Origin of the sequence: Alcanivorax sp. UBA3183 (genome assembly GCF_002364155.1) — a bacterium.
Classification (GTDB): Bacteria; Pseudomonadota; Gammaproteobacteria; order Pseudomonadales; family Alcanivoracaceae; genus Alcanivorax; species Alcanivorax jadensis.
Genome location: NZ_DEXN01000043.1, coordinates 132,256 through 147,875, shown reverse-complemented (window position 1 = coordinate 147,875; position 15,620 = coordinate 132,256). Strand labels below are relative to the sequence as shown.

Here is a 15,620-nt window from a genome sequence, read left to right as displayed (position 1 = left end):
TTGGGTCGTCAATTAGTCCCCGACAGGGTGCAATAGTTTCCCTGGCATGGCTAACCCTGATCGCTGCCTGGGTTGACCGGCTCCAGGCGATTCAGGGGTTGGTCCGGTTTGGCGTAGCTCCAGCGTGCCTGGCGGTGGGTCAGGTGATAACTGTCCAGGCCTGACAGGGCCACCGTCCCGGCTTTCTCAATATCCACATAACCGTCACTGCCGAGGGCATAGCCGGGCAACTGGATATGTTCGATGGCGCCAATCACCATCACGGTGTCGTTGATCTGCAGGGTGTGGGTTTCCAGCAGCACCATGCCCAGGCGGATGCGTGCCTGCTCCACAAACGGTGCCGGGAAATCAGGCAGGTAAGCCGGCGTCAGACCGGTGGCCGTGAACTCGGACACCTCGCGCGGGTAGCGTGCGGCGGTCTGGTGGGCGGCAGGCACCATGTCGCCATGCACCTGGTTGAGCGTATAGAAGCCGGTTTCCATCAGGTACTCCAGGCTGTGCCGGTCCACGGAGTGGGGGCGAATGATCATGCCGATCAGGGCCGGGTCGGCGCCCAGATGGAAGCAGGAGCTGACAATGGACAGGTTCTCCTGGCCATTACTGGCGCGGGTGCCCAGCAGGTTTGCGCTCTTGAAGCCGGACAGGCTGTTGATCAGGTTGACCCGTTGTTGGCGTGGCAGGTCCTTGAGAGTATCGGCGGTCAGGTGCATGGTGTGCGTCCTCCTGGCGCCGTATTATCAGAAGCCGCCGTGAGTAAACCGTGGAGACCTCTTACCGGCTATGGCAAATCCTTTCGACCGTGAGCATATTGTTCAGCAGTGGCAGCCCCTCAACTGGGAAGCGTTTGATCCGCTCAGTGAATCCACCCGGCGCTACGTTGCCTACTATGGCCTGAATTTCGCAGAGCGCCTGCCGGATCTGGAGCATGGCTTCGGTTATTTCGAGGCTGCCGGTCACCAGCTGTCGGTGCATGCCTGGCGCCCTAGGGAGCCGCGCGGCACCGTGCTGGTCTGCCACGGCTACTTTGACCATGTGGGCCTGTACCGCCATATCATTGGTCATGTGCTGGAGCTGGGTTATGCGGTGCTGGCGTATGACCTGCCCGGCCATGGTCTCAGTTCTGGCCCCCAGGCGGTGATCGATGATTTTCGTACCTACCGGGATGTGCTCGAGCAATGTCTGGCGCTGGCGGATAACCACTTTCCCGGGCCCTGGCATGTAATCGCCCAGAGCACTGGCGGCGCCATCGTGATGGACTACCTGTTAAGTCGCGGTGACGGCGATGCCAACCCCTTTGAGCATGTGATCCTGCTGGCGCCACTGGTACGGCCGTTCAAGTGGTCGTCGGCGCGCTGGCTACATACGTTTATCCGTCCCTTTGCTCGCAGTATCAAACGGGTTTTCACCATCAACTCCAATGACCCGGATTTTCTGGATTTTCTTGAAAATCAGGATCCGCTCCAGGCGCGCCGGATGTCGGCGGTATGGGTATCCGCGCTGAAAAAATGGCTGCCGGGTTTTGAGAAGGCATCACGAATTAAGGTGTCGCCGGTGGTGATACAGGGGGACATGGATGAAACCGTCGACTGGCGTTATAACTTGAAGGTAATTCAGGAAAAATTCCAGGATCCGCATATTCATATGCTGCCAGGAGCGCGCCATCAGCTGGTTAACGAGGATGAGGGGTTTCGCCGGAAAATTTTCGCGATTATCGATCAATATCTCGACTGATTATCGATTTTACGCTTTGTTACTTGAGCTGTGACGCAAATTTCCCGATGGTAGCGTCACATATTGGCAATATGCCTTTTGATTGTTGTTTCAAGGAGACAAAGCATGGATAAGAAACTGATTCTGGCGATGACCGCCGGTGCCGCAATGATGAGTCAGGTAGCAGTAGCCGACCTGAACGCGGGTATCAACGCTGCTGTTAACGCCGAAGCGGATGCCAAAGCCACCGAGCAGTCTGTTCGTGATCAGCGTGATGCAGGCAAAGCCAAAGCCGAACAAATGAAGGAAGAGGCCAAGGCTCGCAAGGAAGCTGCCAAAGAGAAGGCTGAAGCAAAGAAAGAAGAAGCCAAGGCCAAGAAAGAAGCCATGAAGGAAGAGGCTGAAGCCAAAAAAGAAGCAGCCAAAGAGCGTGCTGAAGCAGAGCGCGAAGCTGCTGAAGACATGAAGGAAGCCGCCAAGGCCAACGCTGAAGCCGATGTTAATGCCAGTGCCGAAGTCAATGGCAACGGTGCCAAGGCTAACGCAAATGTGAATGCCAATGCCAAAGAGAACGCCAGCGAAAAAGCCTGGTTCAACTTCTGGGATTAAGTCATTCGCTTTGCGAAAAAAAAGGGCCGCAATTTGCGGCCTTTTTTATTGCTTGGAATACAGAATTTAATACTGATTGACGCTGCCGTTCTCGCCCACCAGCACCACGTCGGCAGGCCGTTTGGCAAACAGCCCATTGGTAACCACGCCGACAATATTATTGATTTTCTCTTCCATCTCGATGGGATTAAGAATATCCAGATTGTGCACGTCGAGAATGATGTTGCCGTTGTCGGTAACAAAGTCTTCCCGGTACTCTGGCTGACCACCCAGAGCGACCAGTTTACGAGCCACATGGGAGCGCGCCATGGGGATCACTTCCACCGGTAGCGGGAATTTCCCCAGCCGTTTTACTTGCTTGGACCCATCAACAATACAGATAAACTGTCGGGCCACAGCGGCGACAATTTTTTCGCGAGTCAGTGCGCCGCCACCGCCCTTGATCATTTCCCGATGGCCGTTTACTTCATCGGCGCCGTCCACATACACCGGCAAGCTGTCCACGTCGTTCAGTGACAACACCGGAATGCCGTGACTCTTGAGTCGTTCTGCGGTGGCGTCGGAGCTTGCCACGGCACCCTTGATGCGGTCTTTCAGGCTGGCCAGGCCGTCGATGAAGAAGTTGGCGGTGGAGCCGGTCCCCACGCCGATGACTTCGCCCTCGGGTACAAAGCGGAGCGCCGCCTCGGCGACCTGTTTTTTCAGCGCATCCTGGTCCATGAAATTGTCCTGTCGTGCGGGTAAAAGAAATGTGCGGGAATTATAGGGCAGGCGTGGCGATGACTCGACCCTGGAGAGTCCCGACCTATCGCATTTATCCCGGCCAGCCCCTAGACTAGACCCTTCTGCGCACCAAACACCAACCCGGAACTCCCCATGCTGGATAAATACGTCAAACGGATACTGCAATCCCGCGTCTACGACGTGGCGGTGGAAACCCCCATCCATGCGGCGCCGTTGATTTCCAAGCGTATTGGCAACCGGGTGTTGCTCAAGCGGGAAGACCTGCAGCCGGTGTTTTCCTTCAAGCTGCGCGGCGCCTATAACAAGCTTTGTCAGCTCAACGATGAGCAGCTTCAGCGCGGGGTGATCTGTGCCTCCGCCGGCAACCATGCTCAGGGGCTGGCGCTGGCAGCCAGTTCCATGGGTATCAAGGCTACCATCGTGATGCCGCGCACTACGCCGGACATCAAGGTGAACTCGGTGCGCAATCATGGTGGAAAGGCGGTGCTCTACGGCGACAGTTTCGATGAGGCTCTCGCTCATGCCCGCAAGCTGGAAGCGCGTGACAACCTGACCTTTGTGCACCCCTATGACGATCCGGATGTGATTGCCGGGCAGGGCACGGTCGGTATGGAAATCCTGCGTCAGCAAAGTCGCGACCTGGATGCCATCTTTATCCCTGTGGGCGGCGGGGGGCTGGCCGCCGGTGTGGCGGCCTATGTGAAATATGTGCGCCCGGATGTGAAAATCATCGCGGTAGAACCGGAAGATGCCGCCTGCCTGAAGGTGGCGCTTGAGAAAAATCGCCGTGCAATCCTGCCTGAGGTGGGGTTGTTTGCCGATGGCGTGGCGGTGAAACAGATTGGCAAGGAAACCTTCAAGATCCTGCGTCACCACGTGGATGAAGTGATTACCGCCACCACCGATGAAATCTGTGCGGCCATCAAGGATGCCTTCGAGGATACCCGGGCCATCTGCGAGCCCGCCGGCGCGTTGGCCCTGGCCGGTCTGAAGAACTGGGTAGCCAAACACCAGGTGGAAAACCAGACCCTGGTGGCGATTCAGAGTGGCGCCAATGTGAATTTCGACCGTCTGCGCCATGTGTCAGAGCGGGCGGAGCTGGGTGAACAGCGCGAGGCTATTCTGGCGGTGACCATTCCCGAACGCCCTGGTGCGTTTCGTGCTTTCTGCCAGGCCCTGGGTCGGCGTGGTATTACCGAGTTCAACTACCGTTACAGCGATGACCGGGATGCCAACATCTTTGTGGGCATCCAGCTGCGACCGGGCGGGGAAGCCCTTCAGGCCTTGATGGCAGACCTGGAGGAGCGTGGTTACCCAGTGGTGGATATGAGCGGCAACGAAATGGCCAAGTTGCACATCCGCCATATGGTAGGAGGGCATGCGCCACGCCAGGATATGCAGGAAAGGCTGTTCCGGGTGGAATTTCCCGAACGCCCCGGTGCCCTGATGAAGTTTCTCCAGTCCCTGGGAGAGAAGTGGAATATCAGCCTGTTCCATTACCGTAACCATGGCGCGGCCTATGGCCGGGTGTTGGTGGGCTTTCAGGTGGAGGCCGGGAAGTATTCCCGACTGCTTGCTGATCTCAAAAAGGTGCCTTATCCCATGGTCGAGGAAAGCGACAACCCGGCCTACCGCCTGTTTCTGGACTAATACTGAACTAAATAGCGGTGGTTCGGTCACTCCATGGCGACTTTGCTGGAAGGCCAGAATTGAAATAGTTGGCACAATCACTATTTGCGTTTAAAGCGGGTGTTTTTAGCCAGTTAATGGGCCTTTTTGTTAAGAAACGTCAGCAAAGCCGGCTAAGTGCTTGACTTTACATTGCGAAATGATCAAATTTTGACCCGGTTGGCATTTTACATTTTGTAATAGCTTTAAGGTGACACTCTTGTTACGACTTTCGGGTCGCTTTGAGTATTGCTGTACCGCTTTTTGGGGATAGAAAAATGAAGAAGAAGCCGGACGCCCTGGTGCTACTGGCTGTGATATTCGGCTTGGGCGTGCTGATCAGCAGCCTGACCTACGGCGGCAACGAAAACGATTACCAACGCTACGCAGATAGCGCCGGCGTTGTTGTCAGTCACATCCAGTAGTAACAGTCAGATCTACCGGTTGGTCCCACGGGGCTACCGGTAGCGTTCCCTCCGTAACCTTTTGAAAGTCATAACCCACCGCCACCAGTATGGGTCGCCTTGGCCTGCGCGCCAGCTCTGCCAGCGTGCGGTCGTAATACCCTCCCCCCATGCCTAGCCGATAGCCGCAGGCGTCAAACGCCACTGCAGGCAGCAGAATCACGTCCAGTGCCCACAACGCCCGACCCCGATAGTGGTGTGCCGGTTCGGCAATGCCGTAATGGTTGGGGTGCATGGGGTGGTGCCGCTGCCAGAGGCGAAACTGCAGGTGGCCACGGCGGATCGGGTCCAGGCGTGGCAGGTAGGTAGTGGCAAGCTGGAAGCGGTTGTGGTCGAGCCCGGGTAGCAGATCGAGCTCGCCGTCGTTGGCCAGATACAGCGCCAGATGGCGGGCCGGGCGATGGCCTAGTGCCTGATCCAGCTGAGCTCCGACACGGTGGCTGGCCCGGCGGCGCTGGCCAGGAGTCAGGGAGCGGCGTTGCTGTCGGAACTGGCGGCGCAGTTGCCGCCGCGTAGCTGCGGTCATGGGCTGGCCAATGCAGAAATAAAGGGTGCTTCCCGGTCCGCCGCTGCGGGTTTGACCCTTGAACCGCAGGTTCAAGGTGGAGGCAGCAACCCCACCTTCAGGCTTTCCGCTCAATAGGCGGACATGCACACAGGCAGGGCAATATTTGCCCCCGGGTATTACTTTATCGGCTCGGGGACATGACCCTCTGGCGAACGGGCCAGGAAGCACTCGGGTGCAGTATAACAGTGGTATCGGGGACAGGTCAGGACTTGACAGGGAAAGGATTTCGTTGGCCTTTACTCGGAGTCGCTGTAGGAGTTCCCTTCCAGGGGACGAACCACGCGTCAGCGTGGAAATCGCCCGCAGGGCGATCAGGGATGCCGGGGATCGACAGGTCTTTCCAGAAAGGAATGCGTGTTGGTCGGGGCTTTTCCTCGCCAAGGCTCGGTTCGCGCCTCAAGCCGCGCTCCTACAGGGGGGGTAGAAACGTGGAGGGAAGAGACTACAGCTTGCGGCGGGCGTCTTCGAAGGCCTGGATTTCGTCTTCCAGGCGAGTGAGCAGGGCCTGGACGCGGGCTTCGCTTTCGGAGTCTTCGGACACCGCCTTGCGGGCGTTGAGCAATTCGTGGCTCATGTTCAGGGCGGTCATGATGGCAATGCGTTCCAGGCCGATCACATTGGCATCGCGGACTTCACGCAGTTGTTTGTCCAGATAGCGGGCGGCGGCGAGCAGGTTGTCCTGCTCACCGGCCGGGCAGGCGACGCGATACTCCTTGTCCAGTAGATGAATTACCAGGGAGTTTTCGTTAGACATGGCCGAGGGCACCGCATTGGCTGTGGATCAGTGTCAGGCAGGATGTCACGCTCAGGACTCCTGCTCCAGGGATTTCAGACGCGAAATAATGGCTTCGACCTTGTTGCGAGCCACATCGTTTTTTTTCAGCAGTTGGGCCCGTTCTTCCACCAGCTTGGCCTCGCGTTCATGCAAGGACTGGTTTTCCTGACGCAGGCGCGCACTGATGCGCAGCAGGTCATCGACGCGGGCTTCCAGTTGCCGTAGTTGTTGTTCCGTCGTCATGGCAAAATGTACGCTGTTCGCCTAAGGTGTGGACCTTTCTCGGCCCGGCGTTCCCGTAGAGCCTGTTTATTGGCCCTCACCCTGCCGGTATTTTCCGGCAATGGCATTCCCACCCGGATTACAGGTTGTTTCAACTATAGGTGTGGGGTTTGCAAGGGTCAACGAAATTCAATAATGGTAGCCACTTAGCGCACATTATTCACGGGCTGCCTGAGAAGCTGTGCGGCGTCCGGACAGGAGCCGAGATAACCTTCCCATTCCCGCAAAACGGATAGAGTCATGTCCAACCCGATTGATTTTGAAGCCCTGGCCCAGGGCCTGGCTGCCGCCGGTGTGGCCCATTCCCCCAGTGAACTGCAAGGTGTCATGGCGGGGCTGCTGGCCACTGGCCATGGCGGTCACGATGAAGAAGTGATGGGCGTACTGGCGGCCCATACAGATATTGATGGTGGCTTTGACGGCGCTCTCTCGGTGGCACTGCTTTCATTGCGTGATCAGCTTCACGAAGGGTTCCAGGGTACCGGTCTCGATCTGGCGTTGTTGCTGCCCGGCGATGAAGAAGAGCTGGGCCTGCGTGTGGCGGCAGTGGCCCAGTGGTGCGAAGGCTTTCTGGTGGGGTTCGGTACCGGATCGGCCAACACCCATGACAAGGACCTGTCGCCGGGTATCCAGGAAGCCTTGTCCGACCTGGCAGCGATCAGTCAGGTGGCCACGCCGGACGATGACGGGGACGAGCAGGAAGATATGTTCGAGCAAGTGGCGGAGCATTGCCGGATGGCAGCACTGATGATTTACACTGAGCTGGTCATGCGCAACCAGGACAAGCCGGCACCAGCGCCGCAAACGCCACCTACCCGGCACTGAGAATCGCCGTTATCGCTGCCACTACCAAGGAGAGCTCTTGAGTATCAACCGTCAGGAATTCGATCGTCGCCGCCAGGAGCTGATGGGTATCATGGGGCCCAACAGCATTGCCATCCTGCCGGCTGCCCCGGAACGCACCCGTAATCGGGATGTGGAATACCCCTACCGGCAGAACAGCGATTTCTGGTACCTCACCGGTTTTGGCGAACCAGAAGCGATCATGGTGCTGCTGCCTGGCCGGGAGCACGGCGAGTATGTGCTGTTCTGCCGCGAGCGCGATCGGGCCATGGAAATCTGGAACGGCTACCGGGCTGGGCCGGATGGTGCGGTGAGCGACTTCGATGCGGATGATGCTTTTCCCATCGGGGACATCGACGAGATCCTGCCGGGCCTGATCGAAGGCCGTGAACGGGTCTATTACGACTTGGGCCACGATGCGGAATTCGACCGTCGCCTGATGGGCTGGGTTAACAGTATCCGTGAGCGGGTCCGTTCCGGTGCCCAGCCGCCCGGAGAGTTCGTTGCCCTGGCCCACCATCTGCACGACATGCGCCTGTTCAAGAGCGCCGCTGAAATCAAGTTGATGCGCCGCGCTGCCAGCATTTCCGCAGGTGCCCATGTGCGCGCCATGCAGGCGGTAAAACCGGGCATGATGGAATACCAGCTGGAAGCGGAATACATCCACGAATTCATGCGCAACGGCTCACGTAGTCCCGCCTACCCGAGTATTGTCGGTGGCGGTGCCAATGGCTGCATCCTCCACTACATCGAAAACAGCCAGAAGCTGAAAAGCGGCGACCTGGTGCTAGTGGATGCCGGTTGCGAGCTGGAGAACTATGCCTCGGACATCACTCGTACCTTCCCGGTGAGCGGTACCTTCAGCAAACCGCAGCAAGCCTTGTACGAACTGGTGCTGGCCAGCCAGCATGCGGCTATTGAGGCTACCCATCCGGACAATCACTGGAATGTCCCCCACGAAAAAGTGGTGCATATCCTCACCCAGGGTCTGCTGGATCTGGGACTGCTCAAAGGTGAATTCAACGAGGTGGTGGAAACCGAAGCTTACCGCCGCTTCTTCATGCATCGCACCGGTCACTGGCTGGGGCTGGATGTGCATGATGTGGGCGACTACCGGGTGCAGGAACAGTGGCGGCAACTGGAGCCGGGCATGGCGCTGACCGTGGAGCCTGGGCTGTATGTGGCGCCGGACGACGACAGTGTGGACGAACAGTGGCGCGGCATCGGTATCCGCATTGAGGATGATGTGGTGGTGACCAAAGACGGCTGTGATGTGCTTAGCCATGAAGTGCCGAAGGAAGTAGCGGATATCGAAGCGGTGATGAAAAAAGCTGTTAACAGTTGATAGTGAATAGTTAACAGCGAAAACCGGTGCTAATACGCTCCTGCAGATACCCCTTATATGGTTTCGGGAAAACCTGGATGACGGAACAGAGGCAAGACCCCATTCTTATCGTCGGCGGTGGCATGGCCGGGGCGTTGCTGGCCTTGTTGTTGCGGCATCACGGTGCGTCGGCGGTGACGCTGGTGGAAAGCCATCCTCTGACCCTGCCCGATGAACCGCCGCTGACGCCCAGCTTCGATGCGCGCAGCACCGCGCTGTCCGCCGGCACCCTGTCGGTACTGGATGAGTTGGGATTGGCCGAGGCCATTCGTGAACATGCCGCCGCTATCGATACCGTGCACGTATCTCGCCGCTCGCGACTCGGCATCACCCGCCTGCGCGCCCGCGAAGAAGGGGTGCCGGCGCTGGGGGCGGTGGTGGAAAACCGCTGGCTGGGTTTTGTGTTGTTGCGGGCCCTGTATGCGGATGCCGCTATCCAGGTGCTGGCACCGGAACGGCTTAGCGCCATTCGCCGTCTGGCAGATGGCTATGAGGCTACCCTGGAATCCGGCCGCACCCTGACCACGCCGTTGCTGATCGCTGCGGATGGTGCCAAGTCGCGTACCCGCGAATGGCTGGGAGTGAGCGCCCGGGACAGCGATACCGGCCACGATGCCATGATCGCCAACCTGTCACTGGCCAGTGACCACCAGGGTATTGCCTACGAGCGCTTTCTCAACGATGGGCCGTTGGCGCTGTTGCCGCTGCCGGACCGCCGTTTTGGCCTGGTCTGGACCGGCCCCCGTGATCCGGTGGATGCCTGGATGGAAATGGAGTCCGGTGCTTTGCTGGAGCAGTTGCAGCAGCAATGCCCGGCAGAGGCGCCCCGGATTACCGGCATCGGCGAACGTCAGCGTTACCCGCTGATACTCACCCATGCCTGTGCCCAGGCGGTGCCCTTCGGTGTGGTGGTAGGCAATGCCGCCCACACCCTGCACCCGGTGGCAGGCCAGGGTTTCAATCTGACCGTCCGCGATCTGGTTCAGCTGGCATGTACCGTGGGCGGCGCGTCGGCACCGGGAAAACTGTCCCTGTTGCAGCAATACGTGCAGCGCCGGGAGCAGGACCAGGCCCTGATCAGCCAGGCCTCGCGCTGGGTGCCGGAAATGTTCCGGGCCCAGCAACCGTTGTTTGCTCACAGCCGGCAGCTGGGGCTGGTGGCCATGGATATTCTGCCCGGCCTGCGGCAGGGGTTCGCGCGGCGGGCCATGGGGCTTTGAAAGGCAGTTAACAGTTAATAGTGAATAGTTAACAGCGAAAACCAGGCTACGGAGCTGCTGTAGGAACGGAGTGTAGCGGAGTAACGCACGTAGTTCCGTGCGGCCCGAGGCGTGAGCGAAGCGAATACGCCGCTTGAGGCGCGAAGAGCTTGCAGCTGCTTCGGCGTTTGATAAAGGCGGGCTGACAATGCAAACGCAGCAGCACGCGTTAAAGATCGTGGACATTCGCGCCTCAAGCGGCGCTCCTACATATCAACAGCGAGCATCGACCTTTGAAGAATGCGGCCATGACAGAACAGCCTGATTCCCAACATATCGTCATCGTCGGCGGTGGTATGACCGGGGGCTTGCTGGCGGTGTTGCTGGCGGAGCAGGGGCTGGATGTGACCGTGCTGGATGGGGCGCCGGCGCCGGTGATGCCCTCCGGTCCGGCCCAGTTGCGGGTGTCCACGCTCACTGAGGCCAGTTACTGGTTGCTGCAAAACAGCGGCGTCTGGGAGCATCTGGACATGAGCCGGGTGCAGCCCTACGACGCCATGCAGGTGTGGGATCAGGATGGCACCGGCGAAGTGCTGTTCCGTGCGGAAGAGGTGGGCGCGCAGTCCCTGGGCTGGCTATTGGAAAACGGTCACCTGGCGGCGGCGCTTTACCGGCGGGCGGCGGACTTTGCCAATCTGGACTGGCGCTGCAATGCAGCGGTGGACAGCGCCCGCCGTGAGGAAGGTGGCTGGCAGGTGCGCGCCGGGGACCAGAGCTGGCAGGCGGATCTGTTGGTGGGGGCCGATGGCGCCCGCTCCCGGGTGCGGGACTGGGCCGGTATCAGTGGCGGTGCCCGCGACAGTGGCCATCATGCGCTGGTGGCCACCATCTCTACTGCGCTGCCCCATGATGCCTGCGCTCGCCAGGTGTTCATGGAATCCGGGCCGTTGGCGCTGCTGCCGCTTTACAGTGACCCGCAGCAGGGTGAGCAGCGGCAGTGTTCCATTGTCTGGTCTGGCTGGCCGGAGCGTATTGCTCAACTGCGAGAAAAGGCGCCGGCGGATTTTGCTGCCGAACTGCAAGCGGGCGTCGGTGATGCGCTCGGCGAGGTGGCGCTGCTCAGCGACAGGGCGGTGTTCCCCATCCAGGAGCGACATGCCAGCAGCTATGTAGCAGCGGGCCTGGCGCTGGTGGGCGATGCCGCCCACGTGATTCATCCGCTGGCGGGGCAGGGCGTCAACCTGGGCCTGCTGGACGCGGCGGTGCTGGCGGAAGAGGTGGAGCGAGCCGTTGGCAGCGGGCGTTCCTGTGCGGACAGCGCGGCCCTTGCCCGATATCAGCGTCGGCGCCGCGGTGAGAACCTGATCATGCAGAATGCCATGCGCGGGTTTCAGCACTTGTTTGGCCAGCGAGCCCTGCCGGTGCGCTGGCTGCGCAACACAGGCATGCGCTGGGTCAATCAGGGCGGGCCGCTCAAGCGACTCTTTGCCAGCCAGGCCATGGGCCGCGGTGCGGATTTGCCGGCACGCGCAAGACCCCAATATCCGGGTGCGTGAGGTGCGCAAATCAGGCTAGAGCTTGGCATGAAATCCTGCCATACTTGCGCCTCAATTAAGAATCATTCTTGTTTCCTTGTGCATTTGATGGAGTCCTCTACTATGCGAGCCGTTGCGTTTCTGGCCGCCGCCGTTGTCATGCTTACCGGGCTGTGGGCCTGCTCCGAACCCGCCGCCGAAGAAGAACTGGTGGTCTATACCTCGCGGAATGACCATCTGATCAAGCCGGTATTCGATGCCTATACCGAAGCCACCGGAGTGAAAATCCGCTATATCACCGACAATGCCGCAGCCCTGACTGCCCGTTTGCAGGCGGAAGGTGAGCGCTCTCCAGCGGATATGCTGATCACCGTGGACGCCGGCAACCTCTGGAATGCGGCGGACAAAGACCTGCTGCAATCGTTGGAGTCTCCGGTACTGTCCGCCAATGTGCCGACGGAACTGACCGACCCGGAAAACCGCTGGTTCGGCCTGACCGTGCGGGCCCGCACCCTGGTGTATTCCACAGACCGGGTGGACCCAGCGGCACTGTCCAGCTACGAAGCGCTGGCGGAACCGGAATGGAAGGGCCGTCTGTGCCTGCGCACCTCCAAGAAGGTCTACAACCAGTCCCTGGTAGCAACCATGATCAAGCGCCTTGGCGAAGAAAAAACCGAGGAAATTGTGCGTGGCTGGGTGGCGAATCTGGCCACCGACGTGTTTTCCAACGACACCGCCCTGATGGAAGCCATCGTCGCCGGGCAATGTGATGTGGGCATCGTGAATACCTACTACTTTGGCCGCATGAAGCAGGACAATCCGCAGCTGCCCCTGTCCCTGTTCTGGGCCAACCAGCAAAGCAGCGGTGTCCACGTGAACATCTCCGGCGCCGGCATCACCCGCCATGCGCCGCACCCGCAAAAAGCCCGCGACCTGCTGGAATGGATGAGCCAACCGCAGGCCCAGAAACTGCTGGCCGACCGCAATATGGAATACCCGGTGAATGCCGCCGTGGAGCCTGCCGAGGAAGTGGCCTCCTGGGGGAAATTCACATCGGATGATCTGAACGTCAGTGTGGCCGGCGCCCTGCAGGTGGATGCCGTCAAACTGATGGATCGCGCCGGGTACCGCTAACCGGTGCGAACACGGGGAGCCCTTTCCGCCAGCGGTGCCAGCGTTCTGCTGCTGGCCTTGCTGGTGCTGGTGCCCATTGTGGTACTGCTGGCCGCCTGGCAGCAGGAGCAGTGGGCCACCTGGCAGCACCTGCTCGACACGGTGCTGTGGCGTCTGGTGGGCAATACCCTGTTCCTGATGGTGGGGGTAACCGCTGGGGTACTGCTGCTCGGGGTCTCCCTGGCCTGGTGTGTGGCCACTCTGGAATTCCCCGGGCGGCGCTGGCTGCAATGGGCGCTGTTGTTGCCCATGGCCATGCCAGCCTATGTGTTGGCCTTCGTGATGGTGGATCTGCTGGATTACGCCGGCCCCATCCAGACCTTCCTGCGCCAGTGGCTGCCGGTGTTGCCGGACTTCAGCGCCCGCCATCCCCTGTGGGTGGTGATCACTCTCTCCCTGGTGCTCTATCCCTATGTCTACATGCTCGCCCGGCTGGCCTTCGAGGCCCAGGGGCGGGCGGTGCTGGAACAGGCCCGTATCCTTGGTGATACGGCCTCGTCCGCCTTTTTCCGGGTCGCCCTGCCGATGGCACGCCCCGGCATCGCGGCGGGTCTGGCGCTGGCATTGATGGAAACCCTGGCCGACTTCGGTGCGGTGAGTATCTTCAACTTCGATACCTTTACCACGGCGATCTACAAGAGCTGGTACGGCCTGTTCAACTTGCAGGCCGCCGCCCAGCTTGCCTCCCTGTTGCTGCTGTTCGTGGTGGTGGCCCTGTGGCTGGAACGGCGCGGTCGCCGCCGCGCCCGCTACAGCGAAATCGGTGGTCGCCAGTCATTGCGCAGTCGTCCGCGGCTGGCCTGGGGCGTCACCCTGTTTGCCTTTGCGGTACTGTTCCTGGCCTTCCTGTTACCGGTGAGCCGCCTGCTGTACTGGGTCATCGACAACGGCCTGATGCAGGTGGATGGCCGTTTCCTCAACCTGATCTGGCGCACCTTCCTGCTCGGCACCATGGCGGCCCTGCTGGTGCTGTCGCTGGCCGGCTGGCTGGCCTGGGTGAAGCGGCACCAGTCGTCTCCAGCCGTGTCCGTGGCGGTGCGGCTGGCGACCCTGGGCTACGCCTTGCCGGGCTCGGTGCTGGCGGTGGGCATCATGATCAGCTTCAGCGCCGTGGAAGGCTGGCTGGCGGACCTGGGCGTGGGCATTGTGCTGGTCAGTACCCTGGCGGCCCTGTTGCTGGCCTATGTGGTGCGGTTTATGGCGGTGGGCTTCGGGCCGGTGGAGAACGCCCTGCAACAGGTGCGCCCCGGCCTGGTGGAAGCGGCCCGTATCCTGGGCGCCACGTCGGCGGAAGTGGGGCGCCGGGTCTATGTGCCGATGATGCTGCCCGGCCTGCTTACTGCCCTGCTGCTGGTGGGCATTGATGTGATGAAGGAGATGCCTGCCACCTTGCTGTTGCGCCCGTTCGGTTGGGATACCCTGGCCGTGCGCATCTATGAACTCACCGCCGAAGGGGAGTGGCAGCGTGCCGCCGCGCCCTCGTTGACCCTGGTACTGTTGGGTCTGGTGCCTGTCATTGTGCTCAGTCGCCGGCGCTAGCGGCGACTGGATGTTGTACGACCGTTCACAAAAAAGCAGTTTTCAAATAAGCATAAAGTGCTTTTTTCTTAGTCTCTTACTGATAATTTATTAGCCGGCACGACACTTGGTGAACAAGTGTGAACATTTATTTTGATAGTGTGATCCGGTCGCCGTTTTTCCCTCTCCGTGTGTTGGTACTTTCCCTCCTGTGGTTGACGAAATCTGAAAGTGACAGCCGTGCCAGACAATGGATGCCTGGCAGGTAATAACAACAAAGCCCGGCCGCGTCGTGACGGTGCCTGCCGGTGCACGGAGAAGCTCATGCCAACAGCAACCGCGTCTGCCGGGCAGTGCGCTGTCCTGTCCCTGTGTCCACGGACACTGATGATTGTCTTCGCTGCGGGGGTGATGACCCTGCTGGCCGCCTGTGGCGGTGACGCGGGTGATACCTCGTTTGATGAAAGCGGCGCCGGAGCGGTTTATTACAGCTACCCCTACGACGGCCAGCAGGCGGTGTCCCCCCATGCGCCCATGGTGCTGCGTTTTTCCGATCCGGTTGTGGTGGCGTCGGACAACGTGATCCTGTACGAATGCGCGGCGGCTGCCAGTCGCTGCGACGGCAGCAATCAGGTGGCGACGGTGCCGCTGGCGGCGCCGCACAGTACCGGCAATGGCCGGGGTGTGGTGCTGGCGCCGGAGGTTGGCTCGTTGAAAACCGGCACCACCTACTCGCTGGTGTTGAAAGATCTGCGTGTCGATGGCGATAGGGTCAGTCTGCCCAACGGTAGCCTGGCCTTTCGTACCCGGGTGGCCGGTCGTGGTCCGCTTCGCGATCTGGTGCCAGTCCCGGAGCTGGCGATCAGGGGCATCGTCCCGGATGGTGATTTGCCACTGGTGGATTTCTCCACGGTCAGAGTGCGATTCAACCAGCCACTGGACACGCAGACCGTCGCCCAAATCCGTGCCGGTGCTGGCGTTCCCGGTGCGCCTGGATCTGGCCTACCAGTACCAGAAACTGGAAGCCCGCACCTTTGATCTTTACGACCGTCGCTCCCCGTCTTTCCCGCAGCCCTACGAAAGCGTGGAAGCGGAAGGGGATGTGCACGTGTTTTCCGGCTCCATCACCCTGAAATTCTAGGAGATCG

At 60.2% G+C, this 15,620-nt stretch carries 17 protein-coding genes and 1 other RNA gene; 12 read left to right on the top strand and 6 right to left on the bottom strand.

Annotation, left to right across the window (positions count from 1 at the left end; all coding sequences use genetic code 11):
• Positions 1-50 precede the first annotated feature (50 nt).
• Positions 51-710, bottom strand: a complete 660-nt coding sequence (locus tag B3Q33_RS13660; protein ID WP_035246073.1) for a flavin reductase family protein — start codon at positions 708-710, stop codon at positions 51-53.
• Between the two features lie 70 nt (positions 711-780).
• On the opposite strand from B3Q33_RS13660, the gene B3Q33_RS13655 reads away from it, so the two are divergent.
• Both B3Q33_RS13655 and B3Q33_RS13650 read left to right on the top strand, forming a co-directional pair.
• On the top strand, positions 781-1,731 hold the full coding sequence (locus B3Q33_RS13655) for an alpha/beta hydrolase (RefSeq protein ID WP_273010125.1): 951 nt from the start codon (positions 781-783) through the stop codon (positions 1,729-1,731).
• 78 nt (positions 1,732-1,809) lie between these two features.
• The gene (locus B3Q33_RS13650; protein ID WP_273010126.1) at positions 1,810-2,319 is read left to right on the top strand and encodes a hypothetical protein; all 510 of its coding nucleotides are present in this window, start codon (positions 1,810-1,812) and stop codon (positions 2,317-2,319) included.
• A 66-nt stretch (positions 2,320-2,385) separates the two neighbouring features.
• Here B3Q33_RS13650 and rpiA read toward each other — a convergent pair whose 3' ends face one another.
• Positions 2,386-3,039 (bottom strand): ribose-5-phosphate isomerase RpiA, encoded by a 654-nt coding sequence (gene rpiA, locus B3Q33_RS13645; protein WP_273010127.1) that lies wholly within the window; start codon positions 3,037-3,039, stop codon positions 2,386-2,388.
• 156 nt (positions 3,040-3,195) lie between these two features.
• Here rpiA and ilvA point away from each other — a divergent pair, with 156 nt between their 5' ends.
• Together ilvA and B3Q33_RS13635 are read left to right on the top strand one after the other, a co-directional pair.
• Positions 3,196-4,713, top strand: a complete 1,518-nt coding sequence (gene ilvA, locus B3Q33_RS13640) for a threonine ammonia-lyase, biosynthetic (protein ID WP_035246079.1) — start codon at positions 3,196-3,198, stop codon at positions 4,711-4,713.
• Positions 4,714-5,009: 296 nt separating this feature from the next.
• Positions 5,010-5,156 (top strand): hypothetical protein, encoded by a 147-nt coding sequence (locus B3Q33_RS13635; protein ID WP_156964847.1) that lies wholly within the window; start codon positions 5,010-5,012, stop codon positions 5,154-5,156.
• On the opposite strand, the gene B3Q33_RS13630 is transcribed toward B3Q33_RS13635, so the two are convergent.
• From B3Q33_RS13630 to B3Q33_RS13615, 4 genes are all read right to left on the bottom strand, one after another.
• Positions 5,140-5,721: a 5-formyltetrahydrofolate cyclo-ligase gene (locus B3Q33_RS13630; RefSeq protein WP_272962541.1), complete on the bottom strand. Its 582-nt coding sequence runs from the start codon at positions 5,719-5,721 to the stop codon at positions 5,140-5,142. The genes B3Q33_RS13635 and B3Q33_RS13630 overlap by 17 nt on opposite strands.
• Positions 5,722-5,746: 25 nt before the next feature.
• A non-coding RNA gene (ssrS, locus tag B3Q33_RS13625) (6S RNA) lies at positions 5,747-5,930 on the bottom strand.
• A gap of 275 nt (positions 5,931-6,205) precedes the next feature.
• Positions 6,206-6,517: a cell division protein ZapA gene (locus B3Q33_RS13620; protein WP_035246081.1), complete on the bottom strand. Its 312-nt coding sequence runs from the start codon at positions 6,515-6,517 to the stop codon at positions 6,206-6,208.
• A gap of 51 nt (positions 6,518-6,568) precedes the next feature.
• Positions 6,569-6,781: a TIGR02449 family protein gene (locus tag B3Q33_RS13615; RefSeq protein WP_035246082.1), complete on the bottom strand. Its 213-nt coding sequence runs from the start codon at positions 6,779-6,781 to the stop codon at positions 6,569-6,571.
• A gap of 279 nt (positions 6,782-7,060) precedes the next feature.
• On the opposite strand from B3Q33_RS13615, the gene B3Q33_RS13610 reads away from it, so the two are divergent.
• The 8 genes from B3Q33_RS13610 to B3Q33_RS13575 all read left to right on the top strand — a co-directional run bounded on the left by B3Q33_RS13610 (position 7,061) and on the right by B3Q33_RS13575 (position 15,613).
• Positions 7,061-7,645 (top strand): UPF0149 family protein, encoded by a 585-nt coding sequence (locus B3Q33_RS13610; RefSeq protein ID WP_272962542.1) that lies wholly within the window; start codon positions 7,061-7,063, stop codon positions 7,643-7,645.
• A 37-nt stretch (positions 7,646-7,682) separates the two neighbouring features.
• Positions 7,683-9,008, top strand: coding sequence for a Xaa-Pro aminopeptidase (gene pepP, locus B3Q33_RS13605; protein WP_035246087.1), 1,326 nt, complete (start codon positions 7,683-7,685; stop codon positions 9,006-9,008).
• A gap of 77 nt (positions 9,009-9,085) precedes the next feature.
• Positions 9,086-10,267, top strand: a complete 1,182-nt coding sequence (locus tag B3Q33_RS13600) for an FAD-dependent monooxygenase (RefSeq protein ID WP_272962543.1) — start codon at positions 9,086-9,088, stop codon at positions 10,265-10,267.
• A 287-nt stretch (positions 10,268-10,554) separates the two neighbouring features.
• Entirely contained in the window at positions 10,555-11,802 is a 1,248-nt protein-coding gene (locus tag B3Q33_RS13595) for an FAD-dependent monooxygenase (protein ID WP_035246091.1), read from the top strand.
• Positions 11,803-11,904: 102 nt separating this feature from the next.
• Positions 11,905-12,915 carry an extracellular solute-binding protein gene (locus B3Q33_RS13590; protein ID WP_273010128.1) on the top strand — a complete coding sequence of 337 codons (1,011 nt, stop codon included), beginning with the start codon at positions 11,905-11,907 and terminating at the stop codon, positions 12,913-12,915.
• A gap of 3 nt (positions 12,916-12,918) precedes the next feature.
• Positions 12,919-14,493 carry an ABC transporter permease gene (locus tag B3Q33_RS13585; RefSeq protein ID WP_273010129.1) on the top strand — a complete coding sequence of 525 codons (1,575 nt, stop codon included), beginning with the start codon at positions 12,919-12,921 and terminating at the stop codon, positions 14,491-14,493.
• 303 nt (positions 14,494-14,796) lie between these two features.
• Positions 14,797-15,510, top strand: coding sequence for an Ig-like domain-containing protein (locus B3Q33_RS13580; protein WP_273010130.1), 714 nt, complete (start codon positions 14,797-14,799; stop codon positions 15,508-15,510).
• Positions 15,458-15,613, top strand: a complete 156-nt coding sequence (locus B3Q33_RS13575; RefSeq protein ID WP_273010131.1) for a hypothetical protein — start codon at positions 15,458-15,460, stop codon at positions 15,611-15,613. Before B3Q33_RS13580 ends, B3Q33_RS13575 begins: the two co-directional genes overlap by 53 nt.
• Positions 15,614-15,620 lie beyond the last annotated feature (7 nt).

Coding starts and splice junctions, on each gene's coding strand:
- B3Q33_RS13660 (WP_035246073.1), bottom strand. CDS start 710: ATGCACCTGACCGCCGATACTCTCAAGGACCTGCCACGCCAACAACGG.
- B3Q33_RS13655 (WP_273010125.1), top strand. CDS start 781: ATGGCAAATCCTTTCGACCGTGAGCATATTGTTCAGCAGTGGCAGCCC.
- rpiA (WP_273010127.1), bottom strand. CDS start 3,039: ATGGACCAGGATGCGCTGAAAAAACAGGTCGCCGAGGCGGCGCTCCGC.
- ilvA (WP_035246079.1), top strand. CDS start 3,196: ATGCTGGATAAATACGTCAAACGGATACTGCAATCCCGCGTCTACGAC.
- B3Q33_RS13635 (WP_156964847.1), top strand. CDS start 5,010: ATGAAGAAGAAGCCGGACGCCCTGGTGCTACTGGCTGTGATATTCGGC.
- B3Q33_RS13630 (WP_272962541.1), bottom strand. CDS start 5,721: ATGACCGCAGCTACGCGGCGGCAACTGCGCCGCCAGTTCCGACAGCAA.
- B3Q33_RS13620 (WP_035246081.1), bottom strand. CDS start 6,517: ATGTCTAACGAAAACTCCCTGGTAATTCATCTACTGGACAAGGAGTAT.
- B3Q33_RS13615 (WP_035246082.1), bottom strand. CDS start 6,781: ATGACGACGGAACAACAACTACGGCAACTGGAAGCCCGCGTCGATGAC.
- B3Q33_RS13610 (WP_272962542.1), top strand. CDS start 7,061: ATGTCCAACCCGATTGATTTTGAAGCCCTGGCCCAGGGCCTGGCTGCC.
- B3Q33_RS13600 (WP_272962543.1), top strand. CDS start 9,086: ATGACGGAACAGAGGCAAGACCCCATTCTTATCGTCGGCGGTGGCATG.
- B3Q33_RS13595 (WP_035246091.1), top strand. CDS start 10,555: ATGACAGAACAGCCTGATTCCCAACATATCGTCATCGTCGGCGGTGGT.
- B3Q33_RS13590 (WP_273010128.1), top strand. CDS start 11,905: ATGCGAGCCGTTGCGTTTCTGGCCGCCGCCGTTGTCATGCTTACCGGG.
- B3Q33_RS13580 (WP_273010130.1), top strand. CDS start 14,797: ATGCCAACAGCAACCGCGTCTGCCGGGCAGTGCGCTGTCCTGTCCCTG.